We start from the raw sequence: 25,152 nt of genomic DNA on the forward strand, positions 1-25,152 counted from the left end.
CATGCTCCGCAAAATAACGCCTTATCTCTTCGTCGCGCCGCTGATGATTTTCATCGCGGTCTTTACTTATATTCCGATCGCCACCAGTCTTAATCTCAGCGTCCGGGAATGGAATTTCCTGTCGCCGGACATGCCCTTCGTGGGACTGAGAAATTACGAAGCGCTTTTCAATTCCCGCGAATTCTGGAACTCGCTCTGGATCACGACGCTTTTCGCCGTCCTCTCGGTGCCCATCAGGCTGGCGCTGGCGCTTCTCATCGCAAGCTATCTCATCTCGGAAACATTCGTTTCCAGACTTTTGCGTGGCGCGATTTTCCTTCCTTACGTCACGTCGACCGTTTCCATCGCGGTGATCTTTTCCTGGGTCTTCTCCACCGATTACGGCCTGGCGAATGCGCTGCTCGTGAAACTTGGCTTCGAACGCCTGCCCTGGCTTCAAAATCCGTCCCTCGCACTCGGCGTTCTCGTCCTCGTCAACACCTGGAAACAGATCGGCTATGACATCGTCATCTATATCGCCGGTCTTCAGGCAGTGCCGCGCGAGCTTTACGACGCTGCCGCCGTCGATGGCGGGCGGCGGCTCCATGTCTTCCGCCGCATAACTCTGCCGCTCGTCATGCCCACCACCTACTTCCTTCTGGTGATCTCGGTGATCGAGGCGTTCCAGGTCTTCACTATCGTCAGCGTCATGACCCATGGCGGGCCTGCCGGAGCGACTGATCTTCTTGTCCACCAGCTCTACCGCATCGGGTTCGTACTGTTCGATATCGGCAAAGGCTCGGCGCTCGCCGTACTGCTCTTCATCATCCTGATCGCCCTGTCGCTGATCAAGTCCCGCGTCATTGGCCGGAAGGTGCATTATGAAGCCTGAAAACCCTGTTCTGCTCGGACTCGCACTCGCGATCGGCCTTCTTTTCCTCTCACCGGTCTTTTATTCCATCTGGATTTCGTTCCAGACGGCGGACGCCTATTATGCTGGCGGGCTGGACTTCACATTCGCCAATTACACGCTCGCGATCGGCCAGTATAATTTCGCTCGTTATCTGTTTAACAGCCTTCTGGTTTCGGGCTTGGTGACGGTGCTCAGCATCGCCTTTTCGACACTCGCCGCCTTCGCCTTCGCACGATACCGCTTTCGCGGCGGCGATATTCTCTTCGCCGCAACGGTGGCGACGCTGATGATTCCGAGCCATATCAGCCTCATTCCCAATTACCTGACGCTTGCCAAGGCCGGACTGCTCGACACCTATGCCGGTCTCATCCTGCCGGCGATCTCCAACGGCTTTGCCGCTTTCTTCCTGCGGCAATATATCCGGGGCATCCCGAAGGCGCTGGACGAAGCGGCCTATATGGACGGGGCGACACCCCTGCAGGTTCTGTGGCGGGTGATCGTGCCGATCTCTCGCCCAGCGATCTCCTCAATGGCGCTCTATGTCTTCATTACCGAATGGAACAATTATATCTGGCCGCTGGTCGCGGTCGGCAAGGAAGATCTCTTCACCCTTCAGGTCGGGCTGGCGCGGCTTTATCGGATCAACCCCGGCGAGGGGCTGGTGGACTGGCCACTGGTCATGGCCGCCTCGACGATCACCATCCTGCCGGTGCTTCTGGGCTTCCTGCTGGTCGAGCGCCATCTTGTGCGCGGCATCACCATGGGCGCGGTAAAATGATCACGGATATGAAAATGACACGCATCGCTTCCCATCGCGGCGGCACGCTGGAATATGGCGACAGCACGCCGCAGGGCTTCGCGGCTACGGCGAAAATGGCGCTGGAAGAGGTGGAATTCGACGTTCATCCCACGGCCGACGGGGCAATCATCGTCCATCACGACGCAACGCTCGACCGCACCACGGATCGCTCCGGGGCGATCGCTTCTCTCAGCGAGGCCGAGGTGCGGGCGGCGGTCATCGATTACGGTGCCGGCGGCCATCCTCTCACGCTCGAGGAGCTTTGCACTCTTTACCGCGACAGCAGCGTGAACTTTCGATGCGAAATCAAACCCGGCGCAGATGGCCTGCCTTATGCCGATTTCGTGCCGCGCGTGGTCGAAACGCTTGCCCGCGGCGGAATGCTGCCACGGACCGGTTTTTCCTCCTTCCTGGTGGAATCCGTGGACACTATCGCCGCTGCGAGCGAGCGGCCGCGCCTATGGCTGGTGAGCCCGCCGGTGCTGCGCCAGATCGGCGCCGACGCCGTCATCGAAATCGCGAGGCTGCATCATATCCCGGAAATCGGCGTGCATGTGGACACCGCCGATGCCGCGCTGATGGCTAAGACCAAGGCGGCTGGACTCGATTTCGGCTGCTGGGCGGCGCACACGGCCCATCAGATCAAAAAAGCGCTCGACCTCGGCGTCAAAGTCCTCACCACCGACCGGCCGACCCTCGCCATCGCCATTCGCGAACATCACCAGAAGGAACAGGGCCGATGAGCGGCATTTCGCTTCGTAACATCAAAAAATCCTATCCTTCCGGCCCGGAGATCCTGCACGGGGTTTCCATGGACATCAAGCCGGGAGAATTCGTCGTCATCGTCGGGCCGTCCGGCTGCGGCAAGTCGACGTTGCTGCGCCTCATCGCCGGGCTGGAGCGATGCGACGAGGGAGACATCGAAATCGGTGGCAAGCGGGCGAACGACCTTGCGCCGCAGGATCGTGACATTGCCATGATCTTCCAGAATTACGCGCTCTATCCGCATATGACAGTGCGCGAAAATATCGCCTTCGGACTGGAACTGCGCGGCATGCCGAAAGCCGAACGCAACGCCCGCGCCGAAGACGTGGCAAAGACACTGCAACTGACTGACTATCTCGACCGCAAACCGGCCGCGCTTTCTGGTGGCCAGCGTCAGCGCGTTGCCATGGGCCGCGCCATGGCGCGCAACAGTTCGGTCTTTCTGATGGACGAACCGCTGTCGAACCTCGACAATGCGCTGCGCGTCGCCATGCGCACGGAAATCAAGGAGCTGCACCGCCAGCTCGGTGCCACGATCGTCTATGTCACCCATGATCAGACGGAAGCCTTGTCGCTGGCTGACCGCATCGCCGTGCTGAAGGACGGCGACCTGTTGCAGTTCGACACACCGGAAGCGATCTACGACCAGCCGCAAAACCGCTTCGTCGCAAGCTTCCTCGGCGCGCCGGCCATGAACTTCCTGCCGGTGGAGCAATTGCCCGTCTGGAAAGGCAAACCGGGGATCACTGCGGGGCTGAGGCCGGAATTCATGACGGTCTTCGCCGAAGAACCGCGCCAGGCCGCCCTACCAGCAAGGCTTGTCCTGTCGGAAATGACCGGATCGGATGTCGTTCTTCACTGCGAAAGCGCGGCCGGCAGACTGACGCTGACAAGCCCCCGCAAAGATGTGCCGCGTGGTGCGACAGAACTCTGGGTCGGCTACGATCTTGACCGGGCCGTATTTTTCGATTCCCAGAGCGGGAAACGCGTGGATCTATCAATCGCCGGTCGCGAGACCGTCTGCTGAGCACGAAAGCCAATTCATGGACAAACAGGGGGCATTTCCACCGCCTCTGGGCGACCTCATCAGCCGCAACGCCAGCAGGCTGACGGCTGCGGATACGCGCCTGCTTGACGTTCTGACCGGCGATCCCGTTCGTGCCGCCATGGAAAACGGCAAGGAAGTTTCCTTGCGGGCCGGCGTGCATCCGGCCTCGGCGGTGCGTCTTGCCCGACGCCTCGGCTTCAAGGGCTACCCCGAATTCCGAAGTTTCCTGCAAGGCAATCTGATGGAAGGCGGCGGGGAGGATTTCGAGAACCCGGCCGCCCGCATGGCCGCCCGGCTGATGCGAGCCGAAGAGGGTGGCATTCTATCTTCCTTGCTCGACAGCGAGATCGCCGCTCTTCAACGGGCGCGCCACAGTGTTTCGGATGCGGATATTCGCGGTTTTTCCGAAACACTGCGGGACAGCCGCCGCGTTTTTGTCTTTGCGCGCGGCCATTCGGCGGCGCTGGCGGCGCTGATCGCGCTGCGGCTCAACCGTTCCGGCTACCGAACCGCGGACCTCAGCAGCCAGATGCACCAGCTCGCCGAAGCGCTCTCGATACTCGAAGAAGGCGACGCACTCTGGCTGCTCGCTTTCCGCAAGGCCTCGCCACTCATCCAGCAAGTTTGCGAAATTGCCGCCGCGAAAGGGGCCAAGGTGCTGGCGTTGACCGATCTGCGCGGCGCCCGCATCGAGCCTCCACCCCATCGCCAGATCCTGATCTCGCGCGGCGCACCGGGCGAATCCCAGTCGCTGGTCGTGCCGATGACGATAGCAAATGCAGTGATCCTCGATCTCGCCGCCATAGACGAAGGGCGCTCGCTGGCCGCGCTCGCGGATTTCAAGGCATTCCGCGCTCAATCGCCGCTTTCGCAAGCGCTTTTGTAAACGCTCCGATGAGCACCAAAGGCGCGCGGAACGCGTTCCTCGACCGTCGGAGCGCCGATTCGGTTCCATCATTCTTCGAGCTCAGCCTCGGCTTCCGGTCTGCCGCAGGTGGCCGAACCGGAAGCGGCCCGGGGCGGCCGCGCGCACCATCATCATCTCGCCGATCGTTTCGTGCGTCATCAGCCCGACGAGGCGGTCGGAGCCGTCCAGGACGGCGAGGGCCGGCGAATGGGATTCCTGCATGAGCCGCAGGCTTTCCTCGAGGCGTTTGCGATGATGGATCGTCGGCAGGTTGCGGCGCATCGCGGCGACCACCGGTGTCGATGGGCCTTTCTCCTTCAGAGCGCGGATCATGTCGTCGCGCGTCAGCAATCCCTCGAAGTGGCCTGCGGCATCGACCACCGGAAATTCGCGCTGCGTGGTGGCAAGCAGCGTGTCGATGGCGTCGTCGATGGTCGCCGACCGGTCAAGGGTCGCGAATTCGGTGATCATCACGTCTGAGATCATCACGCTGCCGGAGATCTCGCGGATCTGGGCGTTCTGGGCTTCCGCCGTTGCGGCCAGATAGACGAAGATGGCGATGAAGATGAGAAGAGGATTGTAGAACAGACCGACGAAGCCGAAGACGAAGGCAAGGCCCTGGCCGATCGTTGCGGCGATCTGGGTCGCACGCGACCAGCTCAGCCGCGAGGCGAGAGCGGCCCGCAATACGCGGCCGCCGTCCATCGGGAAGGCGGGGATCATATTGAAGAGCACGAGGAAAACATTGACGCCGGCGAGCCGTGCCAGAAATCCGCTCTGGGGGTCTTCGACGCCCGCTATCTGCTCCATGCCCGCCGAGCTGCCGAGGATTGCGATGAGTACCGCGGCAATCGCCACATTGACCAGAGGACCGGCGATGGCGATCACGAATTCCTGGCCGGGCTCTTCCGGCATGCGCTCGAGTCTGGCGACGCCGCCGATCGGCAGCAGCGTTATGTCCGGCGTCTTGATCCCGAAACGGCGTGCCGCGGCGATGTGGCCGAACTCGTGGAGCACGACGCAGACGAAGACGGCGACTATGAAAGCAATCCCCTCCATCGCAGCCGGCGTGCCGCCGATCCGGTAGTGCATCAGCCATATCCAGATCAGAAGCAGCGCGAAGGTCACGTGCACGCGAATTACCGTGCCGGCAATCGTTCCGATACTGAAGGACCAAGCCATGAGCGATATGCTCCGTCCAGTTCTCAGGCCCGCTGAGGAAGCGCCGTTCCATCATGACAGTTGCTGCCGCGCCACACAATCGCAGGTGCCCTTAGCCGTCTAATCGGTTGGCCGGGGGATCGTTCCGCAGGCGGTGGCGAGACGAGGCCAAGGGCGAAAAATCGAGGGAGGCGTTCGCGTCTGTATCGGATATTTTGATATAAAACAAAACTCTTGAAATAAAAAATCATACAATTTAGCTTCATCCAAAATCGACTTCAATAAACGAGGAAACACCATGCGAGCGAAGGCTACCCTTAATCGGGAATATACAATCTCGTCCGTCGACAAGCGGGTCTACGGCTCGTTCCTGGAGCATATGGGCCGTGCCGTTTATACGGGGATCTATGAGCCCGGCCACGAAAATGCGGATAAGGACGGCTTTCGAACCGATGTTTTGGATATGGTGCGCGATCTCGATATGCCGATCGTCCGCTATCCCGGCGGCAACTTCGTTTCCGCCTATCGCTGGGAGGACGGTATCGGGCCGCGCGAGGAGCGTCCGGTGCGCCTCGATCTCGCCTGGCGCACGCGCGAAACCAACCAGGTCGGCGTCAACGAGTTCGCCGATTGGGCAAAGCTTGCAGGTACCGAGATGATGCTGGCGATGAACCTCGGTTCGCGCGGTCTCGACGACGCACGCAACTTCCTCGAATACTGCAATCATCCCGGCGGCACCTATTGGAGCGATCTGCGCGCAAAGCATGGCTACAAGGAGCCGCACAATGTACGCATCTGGTGCCTCGGCAACGAGATGGACGGACCTTGGCAGGTCGGCCACAAGAGTGCGGCCGAATACGGCCATCTCGCCAACGAGGTGAGCAAGGCCTTCAAATATTTCGACAAGACGCTGGAAACCGTCGTCTGCGGCTCCTCGAACGACAAGATGAAGTCCTACCCGGAATGGGAGGCGACGGTTCTCGAAGCGAGCTACGACAGCGTCGACTACATCTCGCTGCACAAATATTTCGGCAACGAGGAGCAGGACACCCTCAATTATTATGCCAAGGCGATCGAGCTGGACCGGTACATAGTCACGATCGGCGGCGTGATCGACTACATCAAGGCGAAGAAGCGTTCGAAGCGCGACGTCAAGATCTGCTTCGACGAGTGGAACGTCTGGTATCACGACCGCAAGGAGGACGGCGAGCGGATCGCCAGCTGGGACTGGCCGGAAGCGCCGCCGCTGCTGGAAGAGCTCTACAATCTCGAGGATGCGATCTTCGTCGGCTCTCTGCTGAACGTCTTCATCCGGAGATCGGACCGCGTCAAGATCGCCTGCATGGCACAGCTCGTCAATGTCATAGCGCCGATCCTCACCAAGGCCGGCGGCCCCGCCTGGCGGCAGTCGATCTACTATCCACTTCAATATGCCTCGAAATACGGCCGCGGCACCGCGCTCACCGTGGCGCAGTCCGGCCCCACCTACGATTGCGAGGTGGCTCAGGACGTGCCCTATCTCGACCTGTCGGCGGTGCTGCACGAGGACGGCAAGTCGATCGCCGTCTTCGCGATCAACCGCAGCCTCGACGAGCCGCTCGGCCTCACCCTTGATCTGCAGGGCTTCAAGGGGCGGAGATCGTCGAGCACCAGATGCTCGCAGGCGACGACCTGAAGGCGCGTAACTCGGTCGAGGATCAGAACCGCATCGTTCCCAAGGCTGGCAGGGAACTCGCCATCGACGATGCGGGGACGCTGGTCGGTTCGCTGCCGCCGCGCTCCTACCACTTCGTCCTTTTGTCCGTCGCTTCTGCATAAGCCTTTCCGGCCCGGGCGGCCGGGTGACGCCCGGGCCGGAATTCACTATCGGGGAGGTTCAATGTCCGGAATCAAATTGACCGGCGTCAGCAAGTCGTTCGGCGCCGTGAAGGTGATCCATGATGTCGATATCGAAATAGGGCAGGGCGAGTTCGCTGTCTTCGTCGGGCCCTCGGGCTGCGGGAAGTCGACACTCTTGCGCATGATCGCGGGGCTGGAGGAGACGACCGGCGGCGAAATCAGGATCGATGCCGAGGACGTCACCCACAGGGAGCCATCGAAGCGGGGCGTCGCCATGGTCTTCCAGTCCTATGCGCTTTATCCGCACCTCTCCGTATTCGACAATATGGCGTTCAGCCTTTCCATCGCCCGCCGGCCGAAGGCGGAGATCGAGCAGAAGGTCAAGGCAGCCGCGGAAATCCTTCGGCTCTCGGACTATCTGAACAGCAAGCCGAGCCAGCTTTCGGGCGGCCAGCGTCAACGGGTCGCAATCGGGCGTGCAATCGTGCGCGAGCCGCGGGTCTTCCTTTTCGACGAGCCGCTTTCGAACCTCGATGCCGAGCTCAGGGTCAAGATGCGCATGGAGATCGCCAGGCTGCACCGCCAGATCGGGGCGACGATGGTCTACGTCACCCACGATCAGGTCGAGGCGATGACGCTGGCGGACAGGATCGTCGTGCTGAAGGCCGGCGTCGTTCAACAAACGGGTGCGCCCCTCGAGCTTTATCGTAATCCGGACAACATGTTCGTTGCGGGCTTCATCGGCTCGCCTGGCATGAATTTCCTGAAGGCACGCGTCGTTCCCGGCGGCGGCGACAGGCTCACGATCGAGCTCCACGACGCCCCCGGAGTTCCGTTCGAAATTCCGGCTCGGGCGGGTGTCGCCGCGGGCGAAGAGATTTTCATCGGGGTGAGGCCGGAGCACATCACGCTCGGCGAACGGGAGGGCGGCGTCGGCCTGGACGTGACGGCCGAGTTCATCGAGGAACTCGGCGGGACCGGTTACCTGCACGCCCTCACGACAACGGGGGAGGAAATGACCATCGAGTGCCGCGGCGATGAGCGGCCGCATCCCAAGCAGGCGGTCCGCCTGACCTTGGCACCCCAGGAGATGTTCGCCTTCGAGGGAAGCGGCGATCGGCTCCGTTGAAAGCGGTTCGGATGGGACCCCATCCGGGCGAGGAGCAATGCGGCGCAAGCCGGTGGATTGAACTTCAAAACAGGAGGAGAGAGACGTGAAGAAGCTACTGAAACTTGCCCTTGCGGGTGCTCTGGCGATCCTGCCTTCGGCAGTTGCCCATGCACAGACGGACATTACCTGGTGGGACTTCCTGAGCGGCGGCGACGGCGTCCGCATGAAGGCGCTCATCAAGGAGTTCAACGACACGCACCCGGACATCCGCATCAACGCGACCACGCTCGAATGGGGCGTACCCTTCTACAGCAAGGTCCAGACGGCGGCCGCCGTCGGCCAGCAGCCCGACATCATGACCTATCATCTGTCACGCTTCCCGCTTGCCATACCCTCGGGCGTTCTGCGGCCACTGGCACCTGAAGAACTCGAGGCAGCCGGAATCAAGAAGGAAAACTATGTCGAAGCGAGCTGGAACTCGGCTTCTGCCGACGGCAAGACCTATGGCATTCCCTTCGACGTGCATTCGGTTGTCCTCTACTACAACAAGAACATTCTGAAGGAGGCGGGCCTGCTCGGGGACGACGGCCTGCCGAAGGGCCTGGACGGGCTCGACAACTTCAACGCCGCCCTCGAAAAGATCAAGGCGACCGGCAAGGTCCAATATCCGCTTTCGCTCCACACCGACGAAGGCGGCTCGATGTGGCGGGTGTTCTACACGCTCCTTTCCCAGCAGGGCGCCAAATTCATCGAAGGCGAGGAGATCCTGCCCGGCGAGGCCGGCGTCAAGGCGCTGACATCGATGGCCAACTGGGTTTCGTCCGGCTATTCGCCGGAACTCATATCCTATGAGGCTTCGATCGCTCTTTTCACCTCCGGCAAGGCGGCCATGCACATCAACGGCGTTTGGGAAGTGCCGACGATGGTCGATCTCGAGAAGAACAACGATCTCGGTTTCGAATGGGGCGCTGTCCAGATCCCGGTTCTGATGGGACAGCCTGCAACCTGGGCGGACTCCCATGCCTTTGCCGTTCCGAACAGCGAAGAAAAGCCGATCTCGCCGGAGAAGCTGAAAGCGGTTCTCCAGATCATTGCCTGGATGAACGAACACAGCATCTCCTGGGCCGGTGCCGGCCACATTCCAGCCTATAAACCGGTGACCGAGAGCGCCGAATTCAAAGCGATGCAGCCGAATTCGACCTACGTCAAGCTCGCCGACACCGCGGTCTTCGATCCCGTCTCTCCGCTGGCCGGCGTTGGCGGACCGATCTACGAGGCGACGCAGAATTTCATCGTGCCTGCCTTGAACGGCCAGCTCGATCCGGCGGATGCCATCGAGCAGATGCGCGAAGAACTGAAGAGCCAGATGTAACGCGAAAATCAACGAACCGGCCGGCCACTGCGCCGGCCGGTGGTTCGTACATTCGGCAACGGGGAGGACTATTTCGGTGATGACGAGCGAGAGACGGAGCAAGACTCTGACCGCGGTTCTGATGATCACACCGTTCGTGATCACCTATCTGACGGTCTTCGCGTATCCCGTCTACAAGATGTTCGCCTTGAGCTTTACCAACGCGCCGCTGATCGGCGAAGGCGAGTGGGTCGGCTTCGACAATTATCTGAAGCTGCTCAACCAGAAACTGTTCTTCACATCGGTGTGGAACACGGGTTATTTCGTCGTGCTCACCGTCGTACCCAACACGCTGATCGGTCTCGGTCTGGCGCTCATGGTCGTGCGCCTCAGAGGTTGGCTTCAAAGCCTCATCCTGGTGCTGTTCTTCCTGCCCTATATCCTGCCTGTCTCGGTCGTGACGCAGATCTGGGAGTGGGTGCTCGACCAGCAATTCGGGATTGCGCAACATGTCATCGAATTCGTCACCGGCAGGCGCATCAGTGTCTTTCGCGACCCTCTGTGGGCAATGCCTATGGTGGCCCTCGTCACCGTCTGGTGGACCAACGGCTTCAATCTTCTGCTTTTCATAGCCGGCCTGCGCAACATTCCAGCCGACTATTACGAGGCGGCAATGCTCGACGGCGCGACGCGGTGGCAATGCTTCAAGCGCATCACGTGGCCGCTGATCTGGCCGGTCACCGCGCTCGTCCTGACACTGCAACTCATCCTGCAGCTCAAGATTTTCGATCAGGTCTATCTGATGACGGAAGGCGGTCCCTTCAACTCGACCTACGTCCTGCTTCAGCTCGTCTATCGCGAGGCGTTCCGCCTCAACCACGGCGGGCTCGGCTCGGCTGTGGCGGTCTTCCTGTTCCTGATCATCGTGACCGTATCGGTGCTTCAGTACCAGCTTCTGCGCGTGAGGGGGCGCTGAGCGATGCAACGGAAATCCATCGGCAATATCCTTCTTCTGCTTCTTACCCTATGCGTCGCGTGCATGTGGGCGTTTCCCCTCTACTGGGCGGCGGTGACGTCGATGAAGCCGGAACAGGAGGTCATCAGCAAGACGACCTTCATCCCCGACGTCTTCAACTTCTCGGCCTATTATTTCGCTTTGTTCGAGACCAATCTCGCAACCTGGTATGTGAACTCGCTCGTCACCTCGATAACCGTCACCGTGGTCGTCATCCTGATCAGCGTAATGTGCGCCTATGCGCTGTCGCAGATCGTCTTTCCGGGCCGGCGGCTCCTCTACGGGATCATTCTCGCGAGCTTCATGGTTCCCTCCCAGGCCCTGGTCGTTTCGCAATTCGTGCTGATGTACCGCTTTGGCCTGATCAACAGCTGGGGCGGCATCATCCTGCCGCAGCTCATCGTCCCGGTGGTCGTGATCGTCTACAAGCAATTCTTCGACTCCGTGCCGAAAGAGCTGCGCGAGGCGGCGAAGCTCGACGGCTGCGGCGATTTCCAGATCCTGTTCCGCCTTTATCTTCCGCTCAACTGGGGGATCACGACGGCGCTGGCGATCATCACTTACATCATGGCCTGGAACGCCTTTCTCTGGCCGTTCCTCGTGACGAATTCGGAGGAGATGATGACGGTGACCGTCGGTATCACGCAGGTCGACGACGCCTTCGGCGTGAAATATGCACGCGACATGGCCGTCGCAATTCTCGCGGCGATGCCGGTCGCGCTCGCCTATCTGCTCTTCCAGAAGAGGGTGACGCAGGCGCTGATGCTGTCATCCGGCATCAAGGGCTGAGCGGGCGATCCGCGGCGGTTTCGACCGCCTCGGATCGGCATTCGTGAAACGAAACAGTGCGACAATTGGCGGAGGGGCGTGTTATCAGCGCAGATCACGCCTGAGCCGGAGCGGCAGTAGCAGAGTATGGAGACGAAGCTTCTTACAGTGGACCCGATCAAGGATGCGGATGTCGTCCAGGCATTGGGCTCGGCAACGCGCATCGAGATGCTCAACCTTCTGCGCCTGAAGGGGCCTCTGAACGTCAACGAGATCGCGACCCATATGGGCCTGCCGCAATCGACGACGGCGACCAACCTCAAGTCTCTGGAGAGAGCCGGCCTCATCCAGACGCATACGATGAAGGCGACCAAGGGCAATCAGAAGATCTGTTCCAGCATCTACGGCGAGATCCTCATCCGTTTCGACGACCGCACCAATCTTGCGGACGACGTCGTGACCGTCAGCATGCCGATCGGCCTTTTCACCGAATTCGAGGTTGAAGCGCCCTGCGGACTCTGCTCGGTCAACAACGTCATAGGCATGCTCGACGTCCAGGAAGTCTTTCTCGATCCGCAGCGCATGCAGGCCGCACTGCTCTGGTTCACGCGCGGCTATGTCGAATACAAGTTTCCGAACAATGCCAAGGTCACGGGACGGACGGTCCGGAAGATCGAGTTCTCCGCCGAACTGAGCTCCGAGACGCCGGCCACCAACGCCAACTGGCCCTCCGATATCTCCATCTGGATCAATGGCATCAAGGCCGGCTACTGGACGTCGCCCGGTGATTATGGCGACCGGCGGGGCATGTATTCGCCGGCCTGGTGGAAACTCAGCGGCTCGCAATACGGCAAGCTCAAGACCTGGTCCATCGACGACCGCGGTACATGGATCGACGGCGCGATGGTGTCGACTCAGACGATAAATTCCCTCGGCATACCGGATCATCATTCGATACGGTTCCGGATAGGCATCGACGAGAAGGCGGAGAACCCCGGAGGGCTGAACATCTTCGGCAAGGGTTTCGGCGATTTCGATCAGGACATCGTCATGACGATCTATTTCTAGGATCGCGGTGTCGGGCAAAGGGTAGCGCCGGTTCGTGGCCTCGACATGCCGGTCCCGGAGGCGACCACATGCAATGCGATGCCCAAGTTCTTCTAATGGCTCGCGCAAGTTCTTGTCGTTTGTGAAATGCGCACAGGGCTCATAAGCATGTCCCGTCCGTTTGCCTCGTCCGGTTGCTGTGCGCCGGGCATGCGCCGCAGCTTCGGCGCGCCCGGCCTGACGGACGGCCGCACCCGCCATGCGGGAGATCCAAACGAACACGAGGCTAGACACCTGTCATGACAAAGATTTCCGCGACGAAATTCGCAATGGCTGCGGCTGCTTTGCTCTGCTGCGGAGCCGGTGCACACGCTGCCGAGCGAAGCGATGAAGAACAGCTTGCACGCGTAGTGGACGAGACGATCCGGCCGCTGATGAAGGAGAATGGCGTTCCGGGAATGGCGGTCGCGGTAACCGCCCGCGGAAAGAGGTACATCTTCAATTACGGCCTCGCGTCGAAGGCGAGCGGGCAGAAGGTCACCGACGAAACGCTGTTCGAGATCGGCTCGATCAGCAAGACCTTCACGGCGACGCTCGCATCCTATGCCGAAGCGCGTGGGGATCTGGTCCTGTCCGATCCTGCCGGCAAATACCTGCCGGCGCTCGCCGGAACGAGCTTCGACGAGATCAGCCTTCTCGATCTCGGGACCTATGCCGCCGGCGGACTGCCCTTGCAGTTTCCCGATTCCGTTGCCGATCAGAAGAGCATGATCGACTACTACAGGGGCTGGCGCCCGACCTATGCCGCCGGCACGTACAGGCGCTACTCGAACCCGAGCATCGGCCTCTTCGGCTATCTCGCCGCAAAGAGCATGGGCGAACCCTTCGCCGATCTGATGGAGAAGAGGATATTCCCGGCCCTCGGCCTGACGAGCACCTTCATAGCCGTGCCGCAGGACCGGCTGGACGACTATGCCTATGGCTATTCGCAAGCCGGCAAGCCCATCCGCGTCACGCGCGGCGTTCTCGACTCTGAAGCTTACGGCGTAAAGACGACCGCGGCCGATCTGATCCGCGTCGTTGAGGCGAACATGGATGGCACGAGCCTGGACGAGACGATGCGGCGCGCGATCGCCGCAACGCACACGGGATATTTCGAGGTCGGCGCCATGACGCAGGGACTCGGTTGGGAGATGTATTCCTATCCCACGAAGCTCGACGATCTGCTTGCCGGCAATTCCAGCCAGATGGCGCTCGAACCGCACAAGGTCACCAGAACTCGTTCCACCCGCGGCGCCCCGGGAAAACGTGTGGATCAACAAGACCGGCTCGACCAACGGGTTCGGCGCCTATGCAGCCTTCGTCCCGGCCGAGCGCATCGGCATCGTAATGCTAGCCAACAGGAACTACCCGATTCCTGCCCGCGTGAAAGCCGCATACCGAATCCTGTCGACGCTCGAGAGCGACCCCGGATCGGCAGACGCCCGCTGACGCCGGCCGCCATCGTGCCGCGCTCCGATCGGGCGCGGTGCCAGACCCGCATGACGAGAAGTGCGGTTCTCGACGCCTCGGTTATTCAATAACCCCTCGGGGGTACAAACAGGCAGATCGTCTTCCCATAGGCTTTGCCCGCCGCAGAGCACCAGTGGTACTCGCCGTCCGGCGACATTCGGACCCTGCTGTCGGCATAGGGGAGGACTTCGCCAGTTGCTCTGACGATATAGCCTTGCGGTCGCTCGCTGATCGCGGTCTGCGCGACCTGGCGGCAATCCATTGTTGAACAGCAGGCGCTCGGATACTGCCAACCGCTTGGAGCGTCGTGGGCAAAGGCCGTCGTTGCGGACAGCCCGGCGAGTAGGAAGAAAAATCCGCGCATGGGGTCTCCTTTCAGGAGCAGTCACCGATCCGGACTGCAGCCGGCAGGTTCCTACGGCGGCGTGTGCCCAAGCGCAGAACCCGCCCAGCACTTTGCGTGCTCCATGACATTGCCCCGCAATCTGCTCGGATTTAAGGAATCATGCAGCAAGCTTCAAACCTGCGGATCGGTAAAATGATCCACCTCGGCGGGGCTTATGTCAGCCACGACTTTCGTCGCCATTGACGAGAAAGCCGTCGCTTTCGCCCTCGACCAGTTCCATCGGCCAGACCGCGTTTACCGGCGCTTGCGGATAATGGTGCTTGAAGGCAGGCATCGTCGACAGAAGCGTTTCCGCAAGCGCTATGCCTAGGTTGCGCAGCGACAAGCGAAAGCAGGTGAGCGGCGGCGAGAGAAAGTGTGCATGCGGGCTGTAGCGCCCGATCACCGCAATGTCGCGGCCCGGCCTGACGCCCGCTTCGGAGAGGCCCTGGTAGAAACCGATGGCGATCGTCTCATTGACGAGCAGGGCCGCCGTCGGTCGGTCCTCGAGCGCCAGGAGCTCGCGCGCGATCTGATAGCCGCCGGTCTCGTTCGGCGTCGATCGGAAGATCAACTCTTCCTCCAAGGGAAGGCCATGCGCGGCAAGCGCTTCTCGGCAACGGTCGACGAAGATGTAGCCGAGGTTGGCATCGTCGTGCGGACGGGTGACCGCGATGCGGCGATGTCCGCGCGCAACCAGACGGTCGATGGCGATCTGCGCCATCCCCTCGAAATCGAGGTCGAGCCAGGGGCGGCCGGCATCCGTCAGGCTTCGGCCGAGCGTTACGAAGGGGATATTGCGTTCGGCCAGAAACTCTATGCGCGGGTCGTGGCGCCGCGTTGCCGAAAGGATCAACCCGTCGGCAAAACCGCGCGCGACGACGCGGCGCAGGTAATCGGTCGGATCTTCCTCCGACGAGCAGAGCAGGGCAACGAGGTCAAGCTTGTGCCTGGCGAAAACCGCCTGCACGCCGTCGAAGACGCTCATGAAGAACGTGTCGCCCTGGCCGGTGATCTCCGTTCCGGTCTGCATCATGAAGCCAATGATGTTGGTGGTGCCCTGCCTCAGGCTGCGGCCAGACTGGTTCGCCACATAGCCGAGCCTTTCAGCCGCCTCCAGAACACGCCTGCGCGTCTCCTCATTGACGTCGGGGCGGCCGTTCAGTGCGCGCGAAACGGTTCCGATCGAAATATCGAGATGTTGCGCCAGGCGCCGAATTCCCTTCATGCGAAGCGCTTTTCCTCTCTGGTCACCGGTGACTCGACCGGCAATCGACACGAGCGAGATACTGTGCAGTTGAACCGGTCAGGCGGCCATAAGCAGTCCGCCATTTCCCGGCGCCGGCCCAGTTTTCCGAATCCCTATTGACATGTTTCGGAAAGTCCGCATAGTTCCGTAAACGTTTACGGTGGCTGAAACAAGCCGGAAACGCAGGTTTGCGGGAGGAGAATGGTGATTTTGCGCGCAGTTCTGTGCGGGTGCGGAGCTATGGCCAAAGGTTGGCTCAAGGCGATCGCCGCGGACCGCGAACTCCAGTCGGCAATCCGGATCGTCGGGCTTGTCGACGTGAACCCCGAAGCGGCTCGTGCGCTCGCGGCGGAGTTCGAGATCGAAGACGCCGTTATCGGTTCGGACCTCGATAGCGTGTTGACGGAAGCGGCACCCGACATCCTCTTCGACATTGTCGTACCGACGGCGCGCCGCGACGTGGTCGCCACCGCGCTCAGGCATGGCTGTCACGTGCTGAGCGAAAAGCCGATGGCGGCCTCGCTCGAAGCCGGCCGCGAGCTGATCGAACTCGCCAGGAATGCGGGCAGGATCCATGCAATCGTACAGAACCGCCGCTTCATCTCCGGCATACGCCGCATCCGCCGCTTTATCGAAAGCGGCGCGATCGGCGATCTGACGGGCATCCATTGCGACTTCTTCATCGGCGCGCATTTCGGTGGTTTTCGCGAAGAGATGGAGCATGTGCTGCTTCTCGACATGGCGATCCACACCTTCGATGCCGGCCGGTTCATCGCCGACAAGACGCCGCTCGCCGTATATTGCCACGAAGAAAACCCGCAGGGCTCCTGGTACGCGCACGGCGCGGCCGCCACCGCGATATTCGAGCTTTCCGACAATGTGACCTTCACCTATCGCGGTTCCTGGTGTGCCGAAGGAGCCAATACGAGCTGGGAAAGCGAGTGGCGGATCATCGGCACCAAGGGCACGCTGCTCTGGGATGGCGCCGAGGCGCTGAGCGCCAACCGTGTCGCCGGCAGCGAGGGCTTCTTCCGTCCACTCCTACCGGTCGAAGTTCCCGAACCAGCCGATCCGCTTGAGACGCACGGGCATGCCAGCGTCATCGCCGATTTCGTCGCTGCGGTCCGATCCGGCACCAAGCCGGAGACGGCGGGCGACGACAATATCAACAGCCTTGCCATGGTCTTTGCGGCGATCGAAAGCGCCCGCACCCGGCAACGCGTGACAATCTGAAGTGAGGCATCTGATGAGCAATCCAGCCAAATCCATCCGCGTCGGCACCATGATCAGCGCCACAAAGGGCGAAGCCGCGAAGCGCATAGGCGAGATCGCCAATCTGGGTTTCGAAAGCTTCGAACCCTTCTTCTGGCAGACCACCAACGGCCAGGACCTTGCCGAACTCGGCAAGCGCTGCCGTGAGGCCATCGGCGACCGCGACATCACGATCTCGACGCTCGGCATGTTCGGCAATCCGCTGGAGGAGACCGACATCGACCTCCAGAGCCTGCAGGGCTGGAAGGACTGCATCGACAACGCTCACCATTTCGGCGCGACATGCGTCGCCGGCTTTACCGGACGCATCCGCAACCGGCCGCTGACCGACAGCCTGCCGCGCTACCGCAAGGTCTGGCGCGAGCTCGCCCAGCGCGCCGCCGACAAGGGCGTAAAGATCGCCTTCGAGAACTGCGCCATGGACGGCAACTGGGCGACCGGCGACTGGAACATCGCTCACAATCCGGACGCCTGGGAACTCATCTTCAACGAGACGCCGGACGATAACATCGGCCTGGAGTGGGAGCCTTGCCACCAGATGGTCTATCTGATCGATCCGCTGCCGCAGATCCGCAAATGGGCGCACAAGATCTTCCATGTGCACGGCAAGGACGCGACGATCCGCTGGGACGTCATCCGCGAGCACGGCATCTTCGGCAAGGAGAAGTTCGTCTTCATGCGCACGCCCGGGTTCGGCGACAGCAACTGGACCGACATCATCTCGGAACTCCGGCTTGCCGGCTGGTCCGGTTCGATCGACATCGAAGGCTGGCATGACCCGGTATATCGCGATGCGCTGGAAATGACGGGCCAGGTGCACGCTCTGAATTATCTGAAAGGCTGCCGCGGCGGCGACTTCGTCGCCGATCCGGCCTGAGACATGCCCGACGGCCGGCACGGGGGCGCCGGCTGCGGAAAAACCCGAAAGAGGAGGAGTCCATGGGTATCCGTAAATTTGCAATGCTGGGCGCGTTCGCCCTTGCCAGTGTTTCCCTGCCGGCGTTTTCGGCAAGCGCCGAGGACGTCACGATCAGCGTCTGGTCGCTCGACCGGGACATCCAACCGGCGCCTAACTTGATAAAAGATTTCAACAAGCTGAACACCGGCATTAAAGTGGAATATCGGCAAATCCAGTTCGACGACGTGGTAAGCGAAGCCATGCGCGCCTATTCGACGGGGCAGGCGCCGGACATCATCGCTGTCGACAATCCCGAACACGCGCTCTTTGCGTCCCGCGGTGCATTTCTCGATCTGAGCGAGATGATCGCGAAGTCCTCGGTCGTCAAGCCGGAGAACTACTTCAAGGGGCCTCTCGCCTCGGTGACCTGGGACGGCAAATATTACGGCATTCCAAAGGCCACCAACACGATCGCCCTTTACTACAACAAGGACATGTTCAAGGCGAAGGGCCTGGACCCGAACAAGCCCCCGCAAACGTGGGACGAGCTCGTCGAGGCGGCGCGCAAGCTGACCGACCCGGCTCAGAACGTCTACGGCATCACCTTCTCAGCCAAAGCCAACGAGGAGGGGACATTCCAGTTCCTGCCCTGGGCGCAGATGGCCGGTGGCGGTTACGACAACATCAACGCCGAGGGCGCGGTCAAGGCGCTCGACGTCTGGAAAACGATCATCGACGAGAAGCTCGCCTCGCCGGACACGCTGACGCGTAGCCAATGGGACGCCACCGGTACTTTCAATTCCGGCAACGCGGCCATGGCGATCTCCGGCCCCTGGGAAATCGATCGCATGCTCGAGGAAGCGAAGTTCGATTGGGGCGTAGCGCTGCTACCCGTACCGGAAGTCGGCGCCGAACGCTCTTCGGCCATGGGTGATTTCAACTGGGCGGTCTTCGCAAATACCGAGCATCCGGAGGAAGCCTTCAAGGTTCTCGAATATTTCGTTTCTCAGGACGACCGGATGTTCAAGGACTTCGGACAGCTGCCGCCGCGCTCCGACATCGCTATTCCGGCGACCGGCGAACTGAAAAAGGACGCTGCACTCCAGGTCTTCGTGGAACAGCTGAAATATGCGAAGCCCCGCGGCCCCCATCCCGCGTGGCCGAAGATCTCCAAAGCCATTCAGGACGCCATCCAGGCGGCGCTTACCGGGCAGATGAGTTCCAAGGAAGCGCTCGACCAGGCGGCCGAGAAGATAAAGGCGGTTCTCGGCTGATTGTCGCGACGATCCGCCCAGGATTTTCTCCCGAGAGAGGCGATCCCCGGCTTCGGCCGGGGTCGCCGCTGCACAGGCCGCGCGAGACTCGGCCCAAGGGACAGGTGATCGCCAATGAAAAGAATTCTATCGAGCATAACGGATGGCAGGGGCTTCGATATCGGTCTTGTGAGCTTGCCGCTCGCATTCCTGTTCATCCTCTCCGGGCTGCCGCTTGTCTACAATGTCGTGATGAGCTTCCAGGAAGTCGACATGTTCAGCCTCGGCAGCTTTACGCGGCCGTTCGTAGGCTTCAAGAATTATATCGACCTTTTCGCTCAACCCGAAACCTGGCCCATTCTCCTCAACACGGCCATCTTCGTGACCGCCTCGATCGCCGGACAGTTCCTCATAGGCTTCGGTCTCGCGCTCTTCTTCTGGGTCAATTTCCCCGGTGCGTCGTGGCTGCGCGGCCTCTTCCTCGTCTCCTGGGTCATGCCGGGCCTCGTTGTCGGCGCCATCTGGAACTGGATTCTCTCCGGCGATTTCGGCGTTCTCAATTTTCTGCTGCGGGAAACAGGCGTGATTTCCGGCAACATCTTCTGGCGTTCGGACCCGAACTATTCGCTCTGGGCCGTGATCATCGCCAATATCTGGCTCGGCACCTCATTCAACATGATCCTGCTTTCGGTCGGCCTGTCAGGTATTCCGAAGGACCTCTACGAGGCGGCCGAGCTCGACGGTGCCAATGCGTTCCAGCGCTTCTGGACGATCACTCTGCCGATGATGCGCTCGACGATCGGTGCCATTGTCGCGCTGGGGCTCATCTTCACTTTGCAGCAGTTCGATCTCTTCGCCGCCATCACGTCCGGAGGACCGAACAACACGTCCAATGTCACGCAATACTGGGCCTGGGACCTTTCCTTCCGTCAGTATGATTTTGCCAAGGGCGCGACGATCTCGGTCATCATGATCGTCTTCGTGATGTTCGCCTCCGTCGTCTATGTCCGCTCGACGCGTCATGAGGTCAGAGGATGAGTGACACTTTCCGCAACCGGTTGATGCTGGCTGTCGCGCTCGTGCTCGCCGCCATCTATCTCTTCCCGCTCTACTGGATGTACATCACCGCCCTGAAGACCGGCTCGGCGATGTTTGCGACCCCGCCGAAATTCTGGCCGAGCGAACCGCAATGGAGCATCTACGCCTTCGTCTGGGAGAGCCGCAACATGGCGCGGTATCTCTGGAATTCGCTCGTCATCGCTTTCGGCTCGGTGGCGCTGATCGCCGTGCTCGGCGTCGGTTGCGCCTATGTGCTTGCGCGCTATCGCAACGTCTGGGTGGACATCGGACTGTTCCTCATCCTGATGCTGCAGGTGTTGCCCGCTTCCCTGATGGTGACGCCGATTTTTGTCGGCTTCTCGCAAGTGGGCCTCCTCGATACGCCGCGTCTTGCCGTGATCTTGGCGATCGCTGCCAAAAGCATGCCCTTCTTCGTGGTTCTCGTCCGCGCAACCTTCATGAGCGTGCCGATGGAGCTCGAAGAGGCAGCGCTCGTCGACGGCAATTCGCGCATCGGCGCCTTCTTCAACATCGTGCTGCCGCTCGCCCGCAACGGCATTCTCGTCAGCGCGATCCTGATCTTCATGCAGGCCTTCGGCGAATTCGTCTATTCGAAATCGATGATCCAGGCCGTCGAGCTGCAGCCCGCAAGCGTTGGCCTTAACACCTTCATGGGCCCGAACACCAATGAATGGAACAATATCATGGCGTATGCCACGATCTATGTGACGCCCATCCTTGCCGCTTTCATCCTCTTGCAGCGCCGCATCGTTTCCGGCCTCACTTCAGGAGCCCTCAAATGACCCTTCAGATCGAGCTCAACGGCGTCAACAAGTTCTACGGTTCCTACCACGCACTCAAGGACATCGATCTCGCGATAGAGGAGGGGACCTTCGTCGCCCTTGTCGGGCCTTCCGGCTGCGGCAAGTCCACGCTCCTGCGGTCATTGGCCGGGCTCGAGAAGATTTCGGCCGGTGAGATGAAGATCGCGGGGGCGCGGATGAACGACGTTCCGCCGCGCAAGCGCGACGTCGCAATGGTCTTCCAGTCCTATGCGCTCTACCCCCATATGACGGTGGAGGAGAACCTGACCTACAGCCTGCGCATACGCGGCGTGAAAAAGGCCGACGCATTGAGGGCGGCGGCCGAGGTGGCGACGACCACCGGCCTTTCCCATCTCATGAAGCGCTATCCTCGCGAACTTTCGGGCGGGCAACGCCAGCGGGTCGCGATGAGCCGCGCCATCATCCGTCATCCCAAGGCATTCCTCTTCGACGAGCCCTTGTCCAATCTCGATGCGGCGCTGCGCGTGCATATGCGCAAGGAGATCCGGGCGCTGCACGACCGGCTGGGGGCGACCTCAGTCTATGTGACGCACGATCAGATCGAGGCAATGACCATGGCGGACCATGTCGTCGTCATGCGCGACGGCGTCATCGAGCAGCAGGGCCGCCCGCTCGATCTTTACGACAGGCCGGCCAACCGCTTCGTTGCCGGGTTCATCGGCTCGCCGGCGATGAACTTCATCCCCGCGGTCGTGCAGGACGACGGCGGCCACCTGGCTCTGGACCTCGGCGCAACAAAAGCGAGGCTCTCGCTCATCGACCCGGTATCGCCGGGGGCGTCGGTCACCGTCGGCATTCGGCCCGAACACATCCGCATCGTCGGCGCGGGGCAGGGTGCCTTCGACATTCCCGTCGGCGTCGTGGAGTCGACCGGCTCGGCCACCTACATAACTTCGGCGACCCAGCCGGAACTCATGGTCGTGGAGACCGGACGCTCCGCTGCATCGGGCGGGGAGCTTATCGGTCTGGCGATAGACCCGAAGCAATTGCATCTCTTCGATGCGGAAACGGGCAAGCGCCTCGAACCCAAAAGAGCGCAATTGGACGCCCAAATTACGCCTCGCGCCGCCCCTCATCCCGCTGCCGCGACCTTCGCCCCGTCTTGACGGGGAGAAGGGGCAAGCGGCTGCGTCACAATCCTCTCAGCGGGTCGCAAGTGAGGCGGAGAGTCCGCGAGTCCCCTTCGCCCCGCCTGCGGGGAGAAGGTGGCCGGCAGGCCGGATGAGGGGCCATCGCGTCGCTAACTCTCCCGCCCCTTCAGATCCATGATCAACCGCTCCTGACCGACGCGGATCACATGCTCCATCGCGCTGCGTGCGCCTTCCTCGTCGCGGCGCCGGATCTCCTCGACGATGCGGATGTGCGCGATCGCGACCCGGTCGATCTCCGTTTCATCGGCTGTCGGGCTGGTGAGCTGAAAAACGCCCATCAGCGCCGCCTCGATCAGGCTGCCGACCGTTCGCATGAACGGATTGAGGGAGGCCTCCAGGAGGCGGAGGTGGAATTCGAGATCGGCGAGCGCCAGCGTGTGGGGGCTGTGGCCGGCATCGCCCATCGCGACGGCAAGCCGCATCATCCGCGCAATGTCCGCGTCGCTCGCGCGGCGTGCTGCCAGTGCCGCCGCATAGGGTTCGAGGGCCAGCCGCACCTCGCTCACATGACGCAGGAAATCCTCGTCGACACCGGCACCGAAATGCCAGGTGAGCACGTCGCTGTCGAAGAGGTTCCAGTGAGTCCGGGGCAGCACCCGGGTGCCGATGCGGGCGCGGGCGACGACAAGGCCTTTGGCGGCGAGCGTCTTCATCGCTTCGCGCAGCACGGTGCGCGATACGTTGAAGCGCGCAGCGAGATCGGTGTCGCCGGGTAGCGTGTCGCCGACGGAAAACTCGCCGCTGACCACCGCCTGGCCGAGTTCGTCGACGACGAGCCTGTGGCTCGTGCGTTTGCCCCGTTGGCTACCGAAGATTCCCGGCATGGCGCGCGGACCCCGCGGCTACGCCCGCTGCCGTTCGGGGCGCGACAGGTGGATGATCCCCTTCTGCAGCAGGATGAAGGCAAAGAGCAGGAGTCCGATCAGGATCTTCGTCCACCAGCTCGAAAGCGTGCCGTCGAACGTGATGTATGTCTGGATGAGACCCTGGATGAGGATGCCGACCAGCGTTCCGGCAACGAAGCCGGATCCGCCGGTGAGCAGCGTCCCGCCGATAACGACGGCGGTGATTGCGTCCAGCTCGACACCGACGGCGGCCAGCGAGTATCCGGCGGAGGTATAGAGTGAGAAGACGATCCCCGACAGGCCGGCCAGCAACCCGGACAGCGCGTAGATACGGATCGTGGTGGCAGCGACCGGAACGCCCATGAGCTTCGCCGTCGCCGTGCCGCCGCCGAGCGCGTAGATATTCGTGCCGAAGCGGGTGCGGTGGGCGATGAGAACGCCGACCGCGAAGACGAACAGCATCAGGCCGCCTATGAGGGTGATGCGCCCGCCGCCGGGCAACTTGAAATAGAGGCTCTTCAAGGTCGTGTAGAAGGGATGCTTGATCGGAATGGAGTCGATCGACAGTACGAAAGCCATGCCGCGGGCGAGAAACATGCCGGCGAGCGTAACGATGAATGCCGGCATTTCGAGATAATGGATGATCGCGCCCATCAGCGCTCCGAACAGCGTCGTGATGGCCAGCAGCAACGCGAAGGCGACGAGCGGATGCATGCCGCCTTGCTCCAGTACGACGGCCAGAAAGACACCGGCAAATGCGATCACAGCGCCGATCGACAGATCGATGCCGCCCGAAAGGATGACGAAGGTCATGCCGACGGCGGCGATGCCGAGGAAGGCATTATCGGTCAGAAAGTTTCCGATCACGCGGGTCGAAAGCATGTTCGGATACTGCGCGACGCAGAGCGCGTAACTTAAGACAAAGATCAAGATCGTTGCCGTAAGTGGAAGATATTTCTGCTTCATTTCGCTTCTCGCTCGGTCGGCTTGCCGGCTGCCTTCGGGATACTCAGAAACGAGACCCCCGTGCGGAAGCGCGGTGACTGGAGCACCAGGATGAAGATGATGATCGCTGCCTTGATGATGAGGTTGAACTCGGGCGGGAAGCCGGACAGGAGAATGCCGGTATTGATCGCCTGGATGATGACGGCGCCCAGCACAGACGCCGCAATGCTGAAGCGGCCGCCGAGCAGCGACGTGCCGCCGACGACCACCGCAAGGATGGCGTCGAGTTCCAGCCAGAGCCCGGCATTGTTGGCATCGGCACCGCGGATGTCGGCGGCGGCGATGATGCCGGCGATCGCGGCGCAAAGGCCCGAGAGCACGTAAGCGGCCACCAGGAGGACGGGCGTGAGCACGCCCGAGAGCGTGCTTGCCTGGCGGTTGATGCCGATCGCCTCGACAAGCATGCCGAGTGCCGTGCGTCGAACGAGGAGCGCAACGATGAGGCCGAAAACCAGCCAGATGACGATCGGCATGGGCAGGCCCGCAAAGGAACCGCTACCGATGAAGATCAGACCGGGGTGGTTGAAAGTGAGAATGGTCCCCTCGGTGATGAGTTGGGCTATGCCGCGCCCAGCCACCATCAGCACGAGTGTCGCGATGATCGGTTGGATGTCGAGGAAGGCGACCAGAACCCCGTTCCAGATGCCGCAGATGATGCCTACCGCGAGCGTGGCGAGGAGGGTCTCTGCAAGCGAATGCCCGGACGTGATCAGCGAGGCGGCAACCGCGCCGCAGATCGCCATCACAGCGCCGACGGAAAGATCGATCCCCTTGGTGGCGATGACCACGGTCATTCCGATCGCCAGAAGAACGACGGGCGCGCCGCGGTTGAGGATGTCGATCATGCTTCCATACAGCCGGCCATTTTGGATCTGCAGGTTTAGAAAACCGGGAAAGACAATTGAAATCGCTATGACAATTGCCGTCAATGCGATGAGCTGCGGCAGCAGGCGGCCGGCGTAGGTCCGCATAATC

Annotated in this window: 22 protein-coding genes and 2 pseudogenes; 18 read left to right on the forward strand and 6 right to left on the reverse strand. The window is 61.4% G+C overall.

Going from position 1 to position 25,152, the window contains the following annotated elements:
- The first annotated feature begins 1 nt into the window (after position 1).
- Genes N0Q91_RS30010 through N0Q91_RS30030 form a run of 5 tightly spaced genes read left to right on the forward strand, consistent with a single transcriptional unit; the run spans position 2 to position 4,390 of the window.
- Positions 2-871: a carbohydrate ABC transporter permease gene (locus N0Q91_RS30010; RefSeq protein WP_275599069.1), complete on the forward strand. Its 870-nt coding sequence runs from the start codon at positions 2-4 to the stop codon at positions 869-871.
- Positions 861-1,670 carry a carbohydrate ABC transporter permease gene (locus N0Q91_RS30015; RefSeq protein WP_275599070.1) on the forward strand — a complete coding sequence of 270 codons (810 nt, stop codon included), beginning with the start codon at positions 861-863 and terminating at the stop codon, positions 1,668-1,670. Before N0Q91_RS30010 ends, N0Q91_RS30015 begins: the two co-directional genes overlap by 11 nt.
- A gap of 14 nt (positions 1,671-1,684) precedes the next feature.
- Positions 1,685-2,434: a glycerophosphodiester phosphodiesterase family protein gene (locus N0Q91_RS30020; RefSeq protein WP_275599071.1), complete on the forward strand. Its 750-nt coding sequence runs from the start codon at positions 1,685-1,687 to the stop codon at positions 2,432-2,434.
- A complete protein-coding gene (locus tag N0Q91_RS30025) occupies positions 2,431-3,483 on the forward strand; it encodes an ABC transporter ATP-binding protein (protein ID WP_275599072.1) in 1,053 nt (350 codons plus the stop codon). Before N0Q91_RS30020 ends, N0Q91_RS30025 begins: the two co-directional genes overlap by 4 nt.
- Before the next feature lie 16 nt (positions 3,484-3,499).
- Positions 3,500-4,390 (forward strand): MurR/RpiR family transcriptional regulator, encoded by an 891-nt coding sequence (locus N0Q91_RS30030; protein WP_275599073.1) that lies wholly within the window; start codon positions 3,500-3,502, stop codon positions 4,388-4,390.
- Positions 4,391-4,471: 81 nt separating this feature from the next.
- Here the strand turns inward: N0Q91_RS30030 and N0Q91_RS30035 are convergent, their stop codons facing one another.
- Positions 4,472-5,593, reverse strand: a complete 1,122-nt coding sequence (locus N0Q91_RS30035) for a site-2 protease family protein (RefSeq protein ID WP_275599074.1) — start codon at positions 5,591-5,593, stop codon at positions 4,472-4,474.
- A 277-nt stretch (positions 5,594-5,870) separates the two neighbouring features.
- On the opposite strand from N0Q91_RS30035, the pseudogene arfA reads away from it, so the two are divergent.
- The 7 genes and pseudogenes from arfA (at position 5,871) to ampC (ending at position 14,194) form a co-directional block, all read left to right on the forward strand.
- Positions 5,871-7,390: pseudogene (arfA, locus tag N0Q91_RS30040) on the forward strand (arabinosylfuranosidase ArfA).
- A gap of 61 nt (positions 7,391-7,451) precedes the next feature.
- Entirely contained in the window at positions 7,452-8,540 is a 1,089-nt protein-coding gene (locus N0Q91_RS30045) for an ABC transporter ATP-binding protein (protein WP_275599075.1), read from the forward strand.
- An 85-nt stretch (positions 8,541-8,625) separates the two neighbouring features.
- Positions 8,626-9,894, forward strand: coding sequence for an ABC transporter substrate-binding protein (locus N0Q91_RS30050; RefSeq protein ID WP_275599076.1), 1,269 nt, complete (start codon positions 8,626-8,628; stop codon positions 9,892-9,894).
- 79 nt (positions 9,895-9,973) lie between these two features.
- Entirely contained in the window at positions 9,974-10,849 is an 876-nt protein-coding gene (locus tag N0Q91_RS30055) for a carbohydrate ABC transporter permease (RefSeq protein WP_275599077.1), read from the forward strand.
- A gap of 3 nt (positions 10,850-10,852) precedes the next feature.
- Positions 10,853-11,677 carry a carbohydrate ABC transporter permease gene (locus N0Q91_RS30060; RefSeq protein WP_004434537.1) on the forward strand — a complete coding sequence of 275 codons (825 nt, stop codon included), beginning with the start codon at positions 10,853-10,855 and terminating at the stop codon, positions 11,675-11,677.
- A 126-nt stretch (positions 11,678-11,803) separates the two neighbouring features.
- Positions 11,804-12,724, forward strand: coding sequence for an ArsR/SmtB family transcription factor (locus tag N0Q91_RS30065; protein WP_275599078.1), 921 nt, complete (start codon positions 11,804-11,806; stop codon positions 12,722-12,724).
- A 278-nt stretch (positions 12,725-13,002) separates the two neighbouring features.
- Positions 13,003-14,194: pseudogene (ampC, locus tag N0Q91_RS30070) on the forward strand (class C beta-lactamase).
- Between the two features lie 85 nt (positions 14,195-14,279).
- On the opposite strand, the gene N0Q91_RS30075 reads toward ampC, so the two are convergent.
- Both N0Q91_RS30075 and N0Q91_RS30080 read right to left on the reverse strand, forming a co-directional pair.
- Entirely contained in the window at positions 14,280-14,579 is a 300-nt protein-coding gene (locus N0Q91_RS30075) for a hypothetical protein (RefSeq protein WP_100670339.1), read from the reverse strand.
- A gap of 199 nt (positions 14,580-14,778) precedes the next feature.
- Complete coding sequence (locus tag N0Q91_RS30080; protein WP_100670338.1) at positions 14,779-15,828, reverse strand: LacI family DNA-binding transcriptional regulator; 1,050 nt, start codon at positions 15,826-15,828, stop codon at positions 14,779-14,781.
- A gap of 261 nt (positions 15,829-16,089) precedes the next feature.
- Here N0Q91_RS30080 and N0Q91_RS30085 point away from each other — a divergent pair, with 261 nt between their 5' ends.
- The 6 genes from N0Q91_RS30085 to N0Q91_RS30110 all read left to right on the forward strand — a co-directional run bounded on the left by N0Q91_RS30085 (position 16,090) and on the right by N0Q91_RS30110 (position 22,282).
- Positions 16,090-17,082 carry a Gfo/Idh/MocA family protein gene (locus N0Q91_RS30085; RefSeq protein WP_275599079.1) on the forward strand — a complete coding sequence of 331 codons (993 nt, stop codon included), beginning with the start codon at positions 16,090-16,092 and terminating at the stop codon, positions 17,080-17,082.
- A 13-nt stretch (positions 17,083-17,095) separates the two neighbouring features.
- Complete coding sequence (locus tag N0Q91_RS30090; protein ID WP_275599080.1) at positions 17,096-17,998, forward strand: sugar phosphate isomerase/epimerase family protein; 903 nt, start codon at positions 17,096-17,098, stop codon at positions 17,996-17,998.
- Positions 17,999-18,060: 62 nt separating this feature from the next.
- Positions 18,061-19,293 carry an ABC transporter substrate-binding protein gene (locus N0Q91_RS30095; protein ID WP_275599081.1) on the forward strand — a complete coding sequence of 411 codons (1,233 nt, stop codon included), beginning with the start codon at positions 18,061-18,063 and terminating at the stop codon, positions 19,291-19,293.
- Positions 19,294-19,407: 114 nt separating this feature from the next.
- Positions 19,408-20,310: a carbohydrate ABC transporter permease gene (locus N0Q91_RS30100; protein ID WP_100670334.1), complete on the forward strand. Its 903-nt coding sequence runs from the start codon at positions 19,408-19,410 to the stop codon at positions 20,308-20,310.
- Positions 20,307-21,134, forward strand: coding sequence for a carbohydrate ABC transporter permease (locus N0Q91_RS30105; protein WP_004434577.1), 828 nt, complete (start codon positions 20,307-20,309; stop codon positions 21,132-21,134). Before N0Q91_RS30100 ends, N0Q91_RS30105 begins: the two co-directional genes overlap by 4 nt.
- Entirely contained in the window at positions 21,131-22,282 is a 1,152-nt protein-coding gene (locus N0Q91_RS30110) for an ABC transporter ATP-binding protein (RefSeq protein ID WP_275599082.1), read from the forward strand. Before N0Q91_RS30105 ends, N0Q91_RS30110 begins: the two co-directional genes overlap by 4 nt.
- A gap of 134 nt (positions 22,283-22,416) precedes the next feature.
- Here the strand turns inward: N0Q91_RS30110 and N0Q91_RS30115 are convergent, their stop codons facing one another.
- From N0Q91_RS30115 to N0Q91_RS30125, 3 genes are read right to left on the reverse strand one after another with little or no spacing between them, the layout of a single operon-like run.
- Positions 22,417-23,151: a FadR/GntR family transcriptional regulator gene (locus N0Q91_RS30115; protein WP_018099140.1), complete on the reverse strand. Its 735-nt coding sequence runs from the start codon at positions 23,149-23,151 to the stop codon at positions 22,417-22,419.
- 18 nt (positions 23,152-23,169) lie between these two features.
- Positions 23,170-24,138, reverse strand: a complete 969-nt coding sequence (yjfF, locus tag N0Q91_RS30120) for a galactofuranose ABC transporter, permease protein YjfF (protein WP_275599083.1) — start codon at positions 24,136-24,138, stop codon at positions 23,170-23,172.
- On the reverse strand, positions 24,135-25,148 hold the full coding sequence (locus N0Q91_RS30125) for an ABC transporter permease (protein WP_375341905.1): 1,014 nt from the start codon (positions 25,146-25,148) through the stop codon (positions 24,135-24,137). The genes yjfF and N0Q91_RS30125 overlap by 4 nt, the downstream gene beginning before the upstream one ends.
- Positions 25,149-25,152: the final 4 nt, after the last annotated feature.

This window comes from Sinorhizobium prairiense (assembly GCF_029201645.2).
In the GTDB taxonomy this organism is placed as follows: domain Bacteria; phylum Pseudomonadota; class Alphaproteobacteria; order Rhizobiales; family Rhizobiaceae; genus Sinorhizobium; species Sinorhizobium meliloti_A.